Here is a 14,197-nt window from a genome sequence, read left to right on the forward strand (position 1 = left end):
CCTGGAGGGCGTGAACAACCGCATCAAGGTGATCAAGCGCATGGCCTATGGCTTTCGGGACTCGGTCTACTTCTTCCTGAAAATCAAGGCCGCCTTCCCCGGGAAAGCGCGATGAACCAAAAAAAAGCCCCCGTCAGGGCCGACATCCCGACGGGGGCGAGGGTGGTCCTTGAGGGGACCTCAGTGTGTGCGGTCGTACCAGGCGCGAAGGAGCGTCGCGGCCAGGCCGTAGATCGTCAGCAGGATGGCGAAGCCGAGGCACGGGGACATGGCTTCGCCTCCCTTGGTTTTACTCGGCGCCTACCTGGCGCAGCTTGGTGGCCGGGGTGTCGCCGAGGTTGTTCAGCACGCGCTCGCTGTACCAGTCGAGGAAGTTGATCACGCCGAACTCGTAGGTCTTGGAGTAGGGGCCGGGCTGGTAAGCGGTGGAGTTGATACCGCGCTGGTTCTCTTCGGCCAGACGACGGTCCTGGTCGTTGGTGGCATCCCAGACTTCGCGCAGACGGGCGATGTCGTAGTCCTCGCCTTCCACGGCGTCCTTGTGCACCAGCCACTTGGTGGTGACCATGGTTTCCTGGGCGCTGATGGGCCACACGGTGAAGACGATCATGTGATCGCCCATGCAGTGGTTCCAGGCGTGGGGCAGGTGAAGGATGCGCATGGAGCCCAGGTCCGGGTTCTTGATGCGGCCCATGAGTTTCTTGCAGCCCTGCTTGCCGTCCATGGTCATGGACACGGTGCCGTCGAGCAGCGGCATGCGCACGATGCGGTTGCGCAGGCCGAAGCTGGCGTGGGCGTACGGGATCTTCTCTTCGTCCCAGGCCTTGGTGCAGGCGGCGACCTGGTCCTTGAACGCCTGGCTGGCGCGCGGGTCGGTGACGTCGTCCCATTCCAGCAGGGTTTTCAGCAGTTCCGGGTGCGAACCGTTGCAGTGGTAGCACTCGCGGTTGTTCTCGATCACCAGCTTCCAGTTGGCCTTTTCCATCAAGGTGGTCTGCACGGCCACCTTGGTGTTCTCCATGTCGTACGGCTCCATGTAATGGGCCAGGGTGGCGAGGAAGTCGTCGATGGCCGGCGGGTTTTCCGACAGGTTGATGAAGATGTAGCCGCCAGCGCTCTTCACGTGCACGGGCTTGAGGTTGTAGTCCTTGAGGTCGAAATCGGCGCCCATTTCGGTGCCGGCGAACAGCAGGCGGCCGTCCAGTTCGTAGGTCCACTGGTGGTAGGGGCAGACCAGCTTGGCGACCTTGCCCTTGTCGCTGACGCACAGGCGCGAGCCACGGTGGCGGCAGACGTTGTGGAAGGCATGGATCTGGCCTTCGGCGCCGCGGATGACGATGATCGGGTTGTCGCCGATCTGCAGGGTCAGGTAGTTGCCCTTGGCGGGGATCTCGCAGGTCATGCCGGCGATCAGCCACTCCTTGTGGAAGATCTCCTGCATGTCGATCTGGAACAGACGCTCGTCGCTATAGAACGGCTGCGGCAGGGAGAAGCTGTGGTCGCGTTCGCGGAGCATTTCGGCCGTGGCCTTGCGTGCGGGTTGAAGCGGATCGCCCAGGCTCAGGGTGGAAGTGACGTCCATCGGTAACTCCTCAATGGCTGGTCGCATTCGCGACCGCCGCAAAAAGTGGCTGTTTCGGTTGTCACGCAAGGCGGCGTGACCTGCCCTCGTTTCTTGCCTGCCGAATGGCTGCCCGGTTGCGGGGGCGAGGGTGGCTCGCTCAAAAACCTTGTGGTTCGGCTGGGATTCAGTGTGCTGGCGCGGGGAGGTACGACCTTGTCTGCGGGCGACATGGGGACATCCGTTTCCGACGGGGGAGACCCGGTGGTTGCTGGCAGGTCGCGATAAGCATGTGAATGTCGCAGACAGGTAAATGGGCTGTTTTTGCGTTATTCACAATCCGTCGCAATAGGCCGATTTCCGGCCGCGCGGAGCAGCGTCCATGACCAATAACTTCCTCAATCCCATCACGACCCAGACCTGGACCAACGGCCGGCACATGGTTCGCTGCGTCAAGGCGATCCAGGAAACCTGGGATGTGCGCACCTTCTGTTTCATGGCCGACCAGCCGATGGTGTTCTTCTTCAAGCCGGGGCAATTCGTGACCCTGGAACTGGAGATCGACGGCCAGCCGATCATGCGCTCCTACACCATTTCCAGCTCGCCCTCGGTGCCCTACAGCTTCTCCCTGACCATCAAGCGCGTGCCGGGCGGCAAAGTCTCCAACTGGCTGCACGACAACCTCAAGGAGGGCGACGTGTTGCCGGTGCACGGCCCTGTGGGGCGGTTCAACGCCATCGACTTCCCGGCGGACAAGGTGCTGTTCCTGTCCGGCGGCGTCGGCATCACCCCGGTGATGTCCATGGCGCGCTGGTTCTTCGATACCAACGGCGCGGTGGACATGATTTTCGTACACAGCGCGCGCACGCCGAAGGACATCATCTATCACCGCGAGCTGCGCCACATGGCCTCGCGCATCGAGAACTTCAAGCTGCACCTGATCTGCGAGAAGTACGAGATCGGCGAGACCTGGTCCGGCTATCGTGGCTACCTGAGCCGGGCGATGCTCGACCTGATAGCCGGCGACTTCATGGAGCGCGAGATCTTCTGCTGCGGCCCGACGCCCTACATGTCGGCGGTCAAGCGTCTGCTGGAAGCTGCCGGCTTCAACATGGAGCGCTACCACGAAGAGGCCTTCGGCCCGACCCCGCCGGAAATCCGCGAAGAGGTGAGGGAACATGCCGCCGAAGCGGCCGAGGCGGCCGCCGAAGTGCCGGCCGGCGCCATGAACCTGGTGGAGTTCACCAGCACCGGCAAAAGCATCCACATCGCCCCTGGCGAGACCGTGCACGCGGCTGCCGCCAAGGTCGGTCTGCATATTCCCAAAGCCTGCGGCATGGGCATCTGCGGCACCTGCAAGGTGATGAAGACCTCCGGCGACGTGGAGATGGAGCACAACGGCGGCATCACCGACGAAGACGTGGCCGAGGGTTACATCCTCTCCTGCTGCAGCATCCCCAAAGGCGACGTATCCATCGACTATTGATGGTTTTCTGAGCACCTACCGCCAGCCCGCGCCTGCCGCGGGCTGGCGCCATCTGTCCACAGCTTGTGGACGCAGCGTTGCACAGTTGCTGTGTGCAACTCGCTGAAATCGCTGGAAAAATCGCCAATCCTCGGCAGCCCTTGCAGGGCATGGGCAAGCACCAGGGACGAACAGCTTTTCCACAGGCTGGTCCACTGTTGGTGGGGGCAACCCACTATGCTTGATCAGGTTGTCCTCCCGCCGACGCGTTTGCGCCGGTTCCTTGCCTCCTGCCAGAGGGGTCCACGCGATGAAACTCTTCTATTCCCCCGGTGCCTGTTCCCTCGCCATCCACATCGTCCTGCGCGAGATCGGCCAGCCTTTCAGCCTCGAAAAGGTCGACCTGGGCGACCACAAGACCACCAGCGGTGACGACTACTATCGCTTCAACCCCAAGGGCTATGTGCCCCTGCTGGAGCTGGACAACGGCCAGTCGCTGACCGAGGGGCCGGTGATCTGCCAGTACCTGTGCGACCAGGCCGGCCGCACCGACCTGATGCCCGCCGCCGGCTCGCTGCTGCGCTACCGGGTGATGGAGTGGCAGTCCTACATCACCAGCGAACTGCACAAGAGTTTCGGCGCCCTGTTCAACCCGATGCTGGACGACAAGGCCAAGGCGACCTTTTCAGGCATGGTCCACCGCCGCCTGCAGTGGACTTCCGAGCAATTGCGCGGGCGCCAGTACCTGACCGGCGACGATTTCACCGCGGCGGATGCCTACCTCTTCACCGTGGCGAACTGGGCGGGCTTCCTCAACATGGATATCTCCGACTGCCTGGATCTCCAGGCCTTCCAGGGCCGCGTCGCGGCCCGTCCGGCGGTGCAGGAGGCGCTGAAGGCGGAGGGGCTGGCGTAGGGGCGATTTCAATCGCCACGGGCGGCGAAGCCGCACTCCCTGAGTGCGAGGGCTTTTCATTGTGGGGGCGAATTCATTCGCCAAGGGCAGCGCAGCTGCCCCCTGCGAGGTCCGATGGCAGACCTGCGGCCTGCTTGGCGAATGAATTCGCCCCTACAGGAATATTGCGCCGGCGGCGGGCTCAATCCTCCTCCTGCACTGCCTTGTAGGCCCCGGCGAGCTTCTGCTGCACCTCCTGGGGCGCAGCGCTGTAGTGGCTGAGCACCATGCTGAAGGCGCCGTGGCCGGCAGTGATGGCCTTGAGGCGGCCAGCGTAGCCGTCCAGTTCGGCCAGGGGAACCTGGCCGTAGACCAGGGCCAGCCCCTGGGACAGGGACTCCGTGCCCGTCACCTGGCCGCGGCGGCCGATCAGGTCGGTGGTGATATCGCCCAGGTTGCTCTCCGGCGCGGTCACCTCGACTTCGACTATGGGTTCCAGCACGACTTCGCCGGCACTGCGCAGGGCGTCGAGCATCGCCTTGCGCCCGGCGGCCTGGAAGGCGATGTCCTTGGAGTCCACCGGATGGTGCTTGCCGTCGTGAACCGTGACCTTGACGTCCTCCACCGGCAGGCCGGCCAGGGGCCCGCAGGCCAGCACCGAACGCACGCCCTTTTCCACCGAGGGAATGAACTGGGAGGGGATCACGCCGCCCTTCACCTCGTCGGCGAAGGCGAAGCCGCTGCCCCGGGGAAGCGGTTCGATGCGCAGGAACACCTCGCCGAACTGGCCGGCCCCGCCCGTCTGCTTCTTGTGCCGGCTGTGCCCCTCGGCGGGGCGGACGAGGGTCTCGCGATAGGGCACCTTGGGTGGGCGGGTCTCCACCTCGAGCTTGTAGGTGCCGGTGATGCGGTCCAGCAGGTAGCGCAGGTGCAACTCGCCCATGCCGCGCAGCACGGTTTCCTGGGTGGAGGCCTGGTAATCCAGTTTCACGCAGGGGTCTTCGGCCTGCAGCCGGTTCAGCACCTCCGCGATGCGCTGCTCGTCGCCCCGGCGCTTGGCCTCGATGGCCAGGCCCTGCATGGGGGCGGGGAAATCCAGGGGCTTGAGGTGGATCTGGTCTTCGTCATGGGAGTCGTGCAGCACCGAGTCGAACTCCACCTCGTCCACCTTGGTCAGGGCGCCGAAATCGCCGGGGATCAGCCGGCTCACCTCCTCATGACGCTTGCCCTGCAGGCGCAGCAGGTGGCCGAGCTTGAACGGCTTGCGGCCGTCGCCGACGAACAGTTGCATGTCTCGCACCAGGGTGCCCTGGTGCACGCGGAAAATGCCGAGTTTGCCCACGAAGGGGTCGATCACCACCTTGAACACATGGGCCAGCACGTGCTGCTCCGGGTCCGGCCTGGAGCGGAAGGCCTTGGCCTGCTCGCCCTCGCCCTTGAGGAACAGCGGCGGGTTGCCCTCGGTCGGGTTGGGCGCCAGCCGCGCGAGGATATCCAGCAGTTCGTCGATCCCGGCGCCGGTGCGCGCGGAGGTGAAGCAGAGGGGGATCAGGTGCCCTTCACGCAGTGCCCGCTCGAAGGGCTCGTGCAGTTCCGCCGGGGCGATCTCGCCCTGCTCCAGATAGCGCGCCATCAGTTCCTCGTCCACCTCCACCACCTGGTCCACCAGGGCCTGGTGGGCGTCGGCCACCGAGGAGAAGTCGGCCTCGCCATCGGGAGCGAAGAAACAGTCGACCACGCGGCTGGCATTGTCCGCCGGCAGGTTCAGTGGCAGCACTTCCTTGCCGAAGGCTTCTCGCAGGCTGGCCAGCAGGGCGGGGAGGTCCACCCGCTCGGCGTCGATCTTGTTCACCACCAGCATGCGACACAGGCCGCGCTCGGCTGCCAGGTTCATCATGCGGCGGGTGTTGAGTTCGATGCCGTTCTGCGCGTTGACCACCACCAGCGCGGTTTCCACCGCTGCCAGGGCAGCGATGGACTGGCCGATGAAGTCCGGGTAGCCGGGGGTGTCGATCAGGTTCAGCTCGGCGCCGGCGTAGCTGCAGTGGGCCAGGGCGGAGGCGAGGGAGTGGTGGTACTCGCGCTCCAGCGGGTCGAAGTCGCACACCGTGTCGCCGCGTTCCAGGCTGCCGGCACTGGAAATGGCGCCGCTGCGCTGCAGCAGGGCTTCGGTCAGGCTGGTCTTGCCGCTGTCGCCCTGGCCGACCAGGGCGATCGTTCGAATGGATTCCACCGAGTAGTTCGCCATGAGCACCTCCGCGCACTGGGGTGTTTCCAGTATAGGCAGGCACCCCGTACCTGCCCCGGAACCACCGAGATTGCTGCAACTTGTTGATATCGCACGAAAAATGAGCGATTCCCGGCAGGCCGCGTCAAGCCTGGCCCGGGGAGGGGTCTGTACAGCTTGTCCACAGAAGCTTCCACCGGCTTTGTGAGTAAAAGACCCGTTTTCCACCGCAAGGTGACTGTTTCAGGCCAGGTCAGGCGACAAAAGGCAGGCCGATCAGCCAATGATCGATGCTCTGTACACGGCGTGGTTATTAGGGTTGGACGATTTACCAACGGCTTATGCACAGGTATTTGCACGTAATTTGTGTGCAAGTTTCCGGCGGTCGCCTTCTGCTGTGTATGAAATCGGCTGAAGGCCAGGAATTACGGGGACTTTGCTATACAGGGTCGCCAACAGGATTTCCACAGGGTTATCCACATTTCACGGGGATAACCCGGCAGTAGAAGAGTGCTGGTTAAAAAACAATCAGACAGTTGTATCGCAGGTGAGACAAGGGCTTCAGCCAGTTTTCCACAGCTTGTGTACCTTTCGTTGCACAGATTTTGTGTGAAGAAATGGCAAGTCCTTGAAATAGATCAGGAAATATACAGGGGCCGGAAAGCCGCGGCAGGCGTGGGCCGCAGCCTGGGCTCTACAGATTGTCCACAGGTTGGTCCACGGAAATCGGGGGTAAGGCGGGGTATTTGTGGTGCGGTCCTTGTGCGCTTTTCCTGTAGGGGCGAATTCATTCGCCAAGGGCAGCGCAGCTGCCCCATCGGGTTCGACAGGGCAGCCCTTCGGCCTGCTTGGCGATTGAAATCGCCCCTACACAGGGCTGGTCGCGATAGTGCTGGATCAGGCCCCCATCGCCGCGCGGATATCCGCGGCCAGCTCGCGCACGCGGTCCATCTCGGTATCCCAGGAGCACATGAAGCGGGCGCCGCCGGCGCCAATGAAGGTGTAGAAACGCCAGCCCTTGTTGCGCAAGTGTTCCAGCGCCGGCTCGGACATCTGCAGGAACACGCCATTGGCTTCCACCGGGAACATCAGGCTGACGCCGGGAACGTCGGCCACCAGCTCGGCCAGCAGTTGTGCACAGGCGTTGGCGTGATTGCCGTAGTACAGCCAGGCGTCATCCTGCAGCAGGCCGACCCAGGGGGCGGCGAGAAAGCGCATTTTCGAGGCCAACTGGCCGGCCTGTTTGCAGCGGTAGTCGAAGTCTTCGGCGAGGTCGCGGTTGAAGAAGAGGATGGCCTCGCCCACCGCCATGCCGTTCTTGGTGCCGCCGAAGCAGAGCACATCGACGCCGGCCTTCCAGGTCAGGTCGGCCGGCGAGCAGCCGAGGAAGGCGCAGGCGTTGGCGAACCGTGCACCGTCCATGTGCAGGTTCAGGCCCAGCTCCTTGCACACCTGGCTGATGGCGCGAATTTCCTCGGGGCGGTAGACGGTGCCCACTTCCGTGGCCTGGGTGAGGGTGACCACGCGGGGTTTGGGGTAGTGGATGTCCTGGCGCTTCAAGGCGATTTCGCGGATCGCCTCGGGGGTCAGCTTGCCGTCGGCGGTCTTTGCCAGCAGCAGCTTGGAACCGTTGGAGAAGAACTCCGGCGCGCCGCATTCGTCGGTCTCGACGTGGGCGGTCTCGGAGCAGATCACGCTGTGGTAGCTCTGGCACAGCGAAGCCAGGGCCAGGGAGTTGGCGGCGGTGCCGTTGAAGGCGAAGAAGACCTCGCAGTCGGTCTCGAACAGCTGCCGGAAGTGGTCGGCGGCGCGCGCCGTCCACTGGTCATCGCCATAGGCGCGCTCATGGCCGCGATTGGCCTCGGCCATCGCGGCCCAGGCTTCCGGGCAGATGCCGGAGTAGTTGTCGCTGGCGAATTGCTGGGTCTGGTCGGTCATGTACTGGTCCTTGTGTCCGTTCGCCTGCAGGCACAGGCGCATGGGGCCTAACTTTACGCCAGGTTGGCCCTTTGGGATTCGTTCGAGGCGACATCCTTTTCCACGGTTGGCGCGCCGTTGCCGGGCGTCTTGTCGACGCAATGGAACTCGATGCGTCCGGGCGGCCTCAGAGCAAAGGTGCCCGCCCGTTCCAAACGGAGGAATCGACATGCGTTACCAGACCCTGATTGCCCTGTTCGCGCCCCTGCTGATCGGCCTGCCGGTCGTCGCGGCCGAGTGGCCTGCCGGTGAGCGCGACCTCTTCATCCAGGAATGCAAGTCCAGCGCACAAGCCAACCTCGCCGCAGACAAGCTGCAGCGTTACTGCAGTTGCGCGGCCGACCAGGTCAGCGCCGAGTTCAGCGGCGCCGAACTGGAAGCGTTGAAGACGCAAAAGACCCCATTGCCGGAACGGACTCACCAGCGCCTGCTGAAGGTTTCCCAGTCCTGCCTGAGCCAACTGAACGGTTGAGCAGATATTGATCAGTCGGCTGCAGCCCAGATTACATGCGGGCTGCGTGGCCGATCCCACAGTTTATCCACAGCGGGATCCACGTTTTCCGGGGGTAATTCCTAGGCCGGTTCCTGCCAAGCCTGCACACGCTCGCGGATGTCGGCGGGGAAGGCGCGGGCCTTGCGGGCCCGGGTATCCAGGTGAACGCCCACCAGGGTGGTGACAGCGGCTATCTCGCCGGTTTCGTCGTTACGCATCTCGTGACGGAAGCGGATGGACTTGTCCTTGATTTCCAGCACCCGGGAGTGGATGGACACCACGTCACCCGCGTGCAGCTCGCTGCGGTATTCGATCTGCTGCTCCACCGCCGCCATGCCGGCGTTCTCCTCGCGCAGCCGCGATGGTGCCAGGCCCAGCAGGGTGAAGAGCTGCCAGGTGGCCTCGTCGAACTTGCCGACGTACCACATCACGTTCATATGGCCCATATGGTCGCAGTGCCAGGGATAGACGGCGCCGCGGTAGGTCAGGGTCTCGCTCATGTCAGGCTGCCTCGTTCGGGGGTAATCCATCGGCATTCGGCATCAGGGCGGCCTCGCGCCCATGACCGCTCTACGTCGCCGGGTGCCGAGTTGGTCAATATTTGAACGGAAACCGTTATATCAGCGGTGAAAGCCATATTCGGCGCGGGTTACAAAATTTAATCGCGTGTTTAATTTTTTCGCTGATCAGGCTGGTCTGTACGTTTTTTGATCAGATTCAGGGGGGCCCCAAACCGCCAGCGCCCCAGGCGGGCGCTCACACCTTATCCACAGTCCATTGCACAGATTCTGGGGGCAGCGCTTCCGGCAAGCTCCTGAAATAGCTCAAAAAATGGCCGATCGGCCAGAACCGGCGCCGGGCTTGGTGTGGGGCCGGGGCTCTACAGCTTATCCACAGCTTGATCCCCGTTTTCTGTGGGCGAGGGCGGTGGACAGGTGCATTTTCGGGTCGGATACGGACAGATTTTCCGCAGGCCGGACCGGGAGAATCCTGTAGGAGCGAATGATTTCGTTCCTACAGGATTCTCCCCACTCGTCGAGGAACCGGCATGGCTGTCAGTGTGTTCGACCTGTTCAAGAGCCCCTCCAGCTCGCATACCGTGGGCCCCATGCCGCGGCGGCCTGGCCGTGAGTGCCGTGGAGTGCTGACGCCATGACCGCCTATCAAGCTTTTCCCCAACCCCGGCAGCGCCTGGAATCCATCGGCTTCCTCCTGCTGGACGACTTCAGCCTGATCGCCCTGGCCGGCGCCCTGGAACCGCTGCGCCTGGCCAACCGGCTGTCCGGCACCGCCCTCTATCGCTGGCGCACCCTGAACCTGGATGGCTCGGCGGTTCGCGCCGGCAACGGCATGCAGGTCTCTCCTGAGTCGCGACTGGACGATGAGCCGCGCCTGGATGCACTGATTCTCTGCGGTGGCGACGGTCCGGCCATGACCTGCGATCCCGCGCTGTTGGTGCGCGTCCGGTCCCTGGCGGCCGCCGGTGTGCACCTTGGGGCACTGGGCTCGGCCAGTTGGGTGCTGGCGGAGGCCGGCCTGCTGCAGGGCTACGAATGCAGCCCGGCCTGGACTTGCCGGGTGGACCTGCGCGAACGCTTCCCGGGCATCGCCCTGAGCCCGCAACCCTATACGCTGGACCGCGACCGCTACACCGCCGCTGGCGGCAACGCGGCGCTGGAGCTGATGCTGCAACTGATCGGCCGCAGCCAGGGGCCGGCGCTGCTCGGCGCCATCAGCGAGACCCTGGCCTTCGGCCAGTTACGCAGCGAGCCGGCGCCACCCCGGCTGACCCTGAGCGAGGCCCTGGCCAGCGCCCAGCCCAAGCTGCGGGATGTCATTGCGCTGATGGAGGCCAACCTGGAGGAGCCCATCGAGCTGGACGAACTGGCCAGCTTCATCGAACTGTCGCGTCGCCAACTCGAGCGGCTGTTCCAGAAATACCTGCACTGCTCGCCGTCGCGCTACTACCTCAAGCTGCGTCTGCTGCGCGCCCGCCAACTGCTGCGCCAGACCGCCATGCCGGTGGTGCAGGTGGCGATCGGCTGCGGCTTCCTTTCCGCGCAGAACTTCTCCAAGTGCTACCGCGAGCACTTCGGCATCCCGCCCAGCAACGAGCGGCTGGACAAGCCGCAGCTCTGCCGCGCCGCCATGCATTGACACCGAGCGACACCACCTTCGGGCCCGCCCGTGCCTGGCAGCACGGTCCGGGCCTGTTTTTTTGGTGGGTAGCGGGGAAATCGCCCTTACAGAAAATCCGTTCGAGCCTACCTGCTGCTCCGAGTGAATCCCACCTTCCCTCACCCCCGCCCCTCTCCCGAAGGGAGAAGGGTGACTCGCGCCTGGCGCAATGTGCCAAACCTGCACGGACAGCCCCCTCTCCCTCTGGGAGAGGGTTGGGGTGAGGGATGTCGAGCCCCGCTCGGAGCCCCCCCAACCCACCCCTGCGGATCCAACCAACTTCGGGTCGGATTCGTACAAAAACCGCCTGGATGCATCTGTTGCAATGCTTCCAACGGCCCACCAGCCCGGTGCGCCGAGTCACTGGAAAACAACAAGGGTTCCCGCCATGCAAATGCCCAAGACGCTCCGCATCCGTAACGGCGACAAGGTTCGCGCCACCTTCTCCGCCCAGGAATACGCCAATCGCCAGGCCAGGCTGCGCGCCCACTTGGCGGCGGAGAACATCGACGCTGCGGTCTTCACCTCCTACCACAACATCAACTACTACTCGGACTTCCTCTACTGCTCCTTCGGCCGCCCGTACGCCCTGGTGGTGACCCAGGACGACGTCATCAGCATCAGCGCCAACATCGACGGCGGCCAGCCCTGGCGCCGCACCCAGGGCACCGACAACATCGTCTACACAGACTGGCAGCGCGACAACTACTTCGTCGCCATCCAGCAGGCCCTGCCCAAGGCCCGCCGCATCGGCATCGAGGCCGACCACCTGAATCTGCAGAACCGCGACAAGCTGGCCGCCCGCTACCCCGACGCCGAGCTGGTGGACGTGGCCGCCGCCTGCATGCGCATGCGCATGATCAAGTCGGCCGAAGAGCACGTGATGATCCGCCACGGCGCGCGCATCGCCGATATCGGCGGCGCGGCGGTGGTGGAAGCCCTGCGCGACCAGGTGCCGGAGTACGAAGTGGCGCTGCATGCCACCCAGGCCATGGTCCGCGCCATTGCCGATACCTTCGAGGACGTTGAGCTGATGGACACCTGGACCTGGTTCCAGTCCGGCATCAACACCGACGGCGCCCACAACCCGGTCACCAAGCGCAAGGTGAACAAGGGCGACATCCTAAGCCTCAACTGCTTCCCGATGATCGCCGGCTACTACACCGCGCTGGAGCGCACCCTGTTCCTCGACCATTGCTCCGACGACCACCTGCGCCTGTGGCAGGTCAACGTCGAGGTGCATGAGGCCGGTCTCAAGCTGATCAAGCCCGGCATGCGCTGCAGCGATATCGCCCGCGAGCTGAACGAGATCTTCCTCAAGCACGATGTGCTGCAGTACCGCACCTTCGGCTACGGCCACTCCTTCGGCACCCTCAGCCACTACTACGGCCGTGAGGCCGGGCTGGAGCTGCGCGAGGACATCGACACCGTGCTGGAGCCGGGCATGGTCGTCTCCATGGAACCGATGATCATGCTGCCGGAAGGCCTGCCGGGCGCCGGTGGTTACCGCGAGCACGACATCCTGATCGTCAACGAGAACGGTGCCGAGAACATCACCAAGTTCCCCTACGGCCCGGAGAAAAACATCATCCGCAAATGACCGCCCCCACGCCCGCGCAGCGCCGACACTGCGCGGGCCGTGGGAAGTGCTTGGTAGGGTGGGCTTCAGCCCACCGGCGGAGAAAGCCGGTGCGCTAAAGCACACCCTACGGCTCGGGGCCGACACCCCCACCGAACTACAAGAACCGACGCGCGGCTTCCACGGGGCCCAGGCCCCGCGCACGCGCCACTCTTTGACTACCCGCTGCCGAAATCACAACAACAGAGGTACAGGCGATGGTCAGGTTTGTTTCAAGAACGCTCCCGTGGGGAGCGGCCGACACTGTGTCTTTCCACAACGGCCGGGGTGCTCCCGTCCATACTCCAGGCATCCAGGCGCAGCTCCCCGAAGGAGGTGCCCGATGAGCCTTTCCAACCAGACCCTGGCCTACGGCCAGGCCGGACGCCAGATGGCCAGCGAGCGCAGCACCCTCCGCCGTGCGGCGACCGCCAGCTTCATGGGCAACTTCGTCGAGTGGTTCGACTACGCCGCCTACGGTTACCTGGCCGCCGTGATCGCCGTGGTGTTTTTCCCCGCCACGGACAAGACCACCGGCCTGCTCGCGGCCTTCGCGGTATTCGCCATCTCCTTCATCGTCCGCCCCATCGGCGGCATCGTCTGGGGCCATATCGGCGACCGTTACGGCCGGCGCAACGCCCTGTCCCTGTCCATCCTCATCATGTCCGGCGCCACCTTCTGCATCGCCCTGCTGCCCACCTACGCCCAGGTGGGCATGCTGGCGCCGTTGCTGCTCCTGCTGATCCGCCTGGTGCAGGGCTTCTCCGCCTCCGGGGAGTACGCCGGCGCAGCGGCCTTCCTCGCCGAGTACGCCCCGGACAACAAGCGCGGCTTCTACACCTGCCTGGTGCCGGCCAGTACCGCGGCGGGGCTGCTGTTCGGCTCGCTGTTCGCGGCCACGCTCTATTCGCAACTGGATACCGAGCAACTGCACAGCTGGGGCTGGCGCATTCCCTTCCTGCTGGCGGCGCCGCTCGGGCTGATCGGCCGCTATATCCGCCTGCACCTGGAGGACACGCCGAAGTTTCGCGAGATGGAGCAGGCCCTGGAGCAGAAGGGCGGTGAGCACAAGGTGCCGATCCGCGAGTTGTTCGGCGCGCAGCGCAAGCGCGTGCTGGTGGCCATCGGCGTCACCTGCCTCAACGCGGTGGCCTTCTACCTGATCCTCAGCTACATGCCCACCTACCTGTCCACCGAAATGGGCATGACCGAGACGGACTCCTTCCTCGCCTCCACCGTGTCCCTGGCCACCTACATCGGCTTCATTTTCCTGATGGGCAAGCTGTCGGATCGCTTCGGCCGCAAGACCATGCTGATCGCGGCGTCGCTGCTGTTCCTGGCGGTGACCGTGCCGTTGTTCGGCCTGCTCGAAGGGCAGACCTTCGCCTTCATCCTGCTGATCCAGATCGCCTTCGGCCTGATGCTGGCGATGAACGACGGCACCCTGCCGTGCTTCCTCGCCGAAGTCTTCCCGACGCGGGTGCGCTACACCGGCTTCGCCTTCAGCTTCAACACCGCCAACGCGCTGTTCGGCGGCACCGCGCCCTTCATCGCCACCTGGCTGATCAGCCAGACCGGCGACAAGCTGGCCCCGGCCTGGATGCTGGTGGGCGCGGCGGCGGTGGCATTGCTGGCGATGCTGTGCATCCGCGAGACGGCGCACAAGGCCCTGGCGGACAACTGAGGCCGCCCCTGGCGATCCTGCCAACTTCGGGTCGGATACGTACAAAAGTTACCCACTCACTTCTGATGCAATGCAATCAGCGGAAGACCGTCCGTGGCC

Annotated in this window: 11 protein-coding genes; 7 read left to right on the plus strand and 4 right to left on the minus strand. The window is 64.3% G+C overall.

From position 1 onward, the window contains the following. Nucleotides 1-115 (plus strand): transposase (locus ACFW0H_RS29400; RefSeq protein ID WP_422917385.1); only part of this gene is annotated, 115 nt, incomplete at its 5' end. A gap of 174 nt (nt 116-289) precedes the next feature. Here ACFW0H_RS29400 and gbcA read toward each other — a convergent pair. After that, nucleotides 290-1,582, minus strand: coding sequence for a glycine-betaine demethylase subunit GbcA (gene gbcA / locus ACFW0H_RS29405; protein ID WP_422917363.1), 1,293 nt, complete (start codon nt 1,580-1,582; stop codon nt 290-292). A 361-nt stretch (nt 1,583-1,943) separates the two neighbouring features. Between gbcA and gbcB the strand changes: the two genes are divergently transcribed. Together gbcB and gstA are read left to right on the plus strand one after the other, a co-directional pair. Further along, on the plus strand, nt 1,944-3,047 hold the full coding sequence (gbcB, locus tag ACFW0H_RS29410) for a glycine-betaine demethylase subunit GbcB (protein WP_422917364.1): 1,104 nt from the start codon (nt 1,944-1,946) through the stop codon (nt 3,045-3,047). Nucleotides 3,048-3,336: 289 nt separating this feature from the next. After that, nucleotides 3,337-3,942, plus strand: a complete 606-nt coding sequence (gene gstA, locus ACFW0H_RS29415; protein WP_422917365.1) for a glutathione transferase GstA — start codon at nt 3,337-3,339, stop codon at nt 3,940-3,942. 181 nt (nt 3,943-4,123) lie between these two features. Here gstA and fusA read toward each other — a convergent pair whose 3' ends face one another. Beyond that, the gene (gene fusA / locus ACFW0H_RS29420) at nt 4,124-6,169 is read right to left on the minus strand and encodes an elongation factor G (RefSeq protein ID WP_422917366.1); all 2,046 of its coding nucleotides are present in this window, start codon (nt 6,167-6,169) and stop codon (nt 4,124-4,126) included. A gap of 876 nt (nt 6,170-7,045) precedes the next feature. Then, complete coding sequence (locus tag ACFW0H_RS29425; protein ID WP_422917367.1) at nt 7,046-8,086, minus strand: threonine aldolase family protein; 1,041 nt, start codon at nt 8,084-8,086, stop codon at nt 7,046-7,048. Between the two features lie 208 nt (nt 8,087-8,294). Between ACFW0H_RS29425 and ACFW0H_RS29430 the strand changes: the two genes are divergently transcribed. Beyond that, on the plus strand, nt 8,295-8,597 hold the full coding sequence (locus ACFW0H_RS29430; RefSeq protein WP_422917368.1) for a hypothetical protein: 303 nt from the start codon (nt 8,295-8,297) through the stop codon (nt 8,595-8,597). Nucleotides 8,598-8,698: 101 nt separating this feature from the next. On the opposite strand, the gene ACFW0H_RS29435 is transcribed toward ACFW0H_RS29430, so the two are convergent. Continuing rightward, nucleotides 8,699-9,118: an acyl-CoA thioesterase gene (locus tag ACFW0H_RS29435; protein WP_422917369.1), complete on the minus strand. Its 420-nt coding sequence runs from the start codon at nt 9,116-9,118 to the stop codon at nt 8,699-8,701. A 652-nt stretch (nt 9,119-9,770) separates the two neighbouring features. On the opposite strand from ACFW0H_RS29435, the gene ACFW0H_RS29440 reads away from it, so the two are divergent. The 3 genes from ACFW0H_RS29440 to ACFW0H_RS29450 all read left to right on the plus strand — a co-directional run bounded on the left by ACFW0H_RS29440 (nt 9,771) and on the right by ACFW0H_RS29450 (nt 14,098). Then, a complete protein-coding gene (locus ACFW0H_RS29440) occupies nt 9,771-10,775 on the plus strand; it encodes a GlxA family transcriptional regulator (RefSeq protein ID WP_422917370.1) in 1,005 nt (334 codons plus the stop codon). A gap of 409 nt (nt 10,776-11,184) precedes the next feature. Beyond that, complete coding sequence (locus ACFW0H_RS29445) at nt 11,185-12,396, plus strand: M24 family metallopeptidase (protein ID WP_422917371.1); 1,212 nt, start codon at nt 11,185-11,187, stop codon at nt 12,394-12,396. 361 nt (nt 12,397-12,757) lie between these two features. Further along, nucleotides 12,758-14,098: an MFS transporter gene (locus tag ACFW0H_RS29450; protein ID WP_422917372.1), complete on the plus strand. Its 1,341-nt coding sequence runs from the start codon at nt 12,758-12,760 to the stop codon at nt 14,096-14,098. Nucleotides 14,099-14,197 lie beyond the last annotated feature (99 nt).

The sequence above is a fragment of the Metapseudomonas cellulosilytica genome (assembly GCF_049334135.1).
Lineage (GTDB): Bacteria > Pseudomonadota > Gammaproteobacteria > Pseudomonadales > Pseudomonadaceae > Metapseudomonas.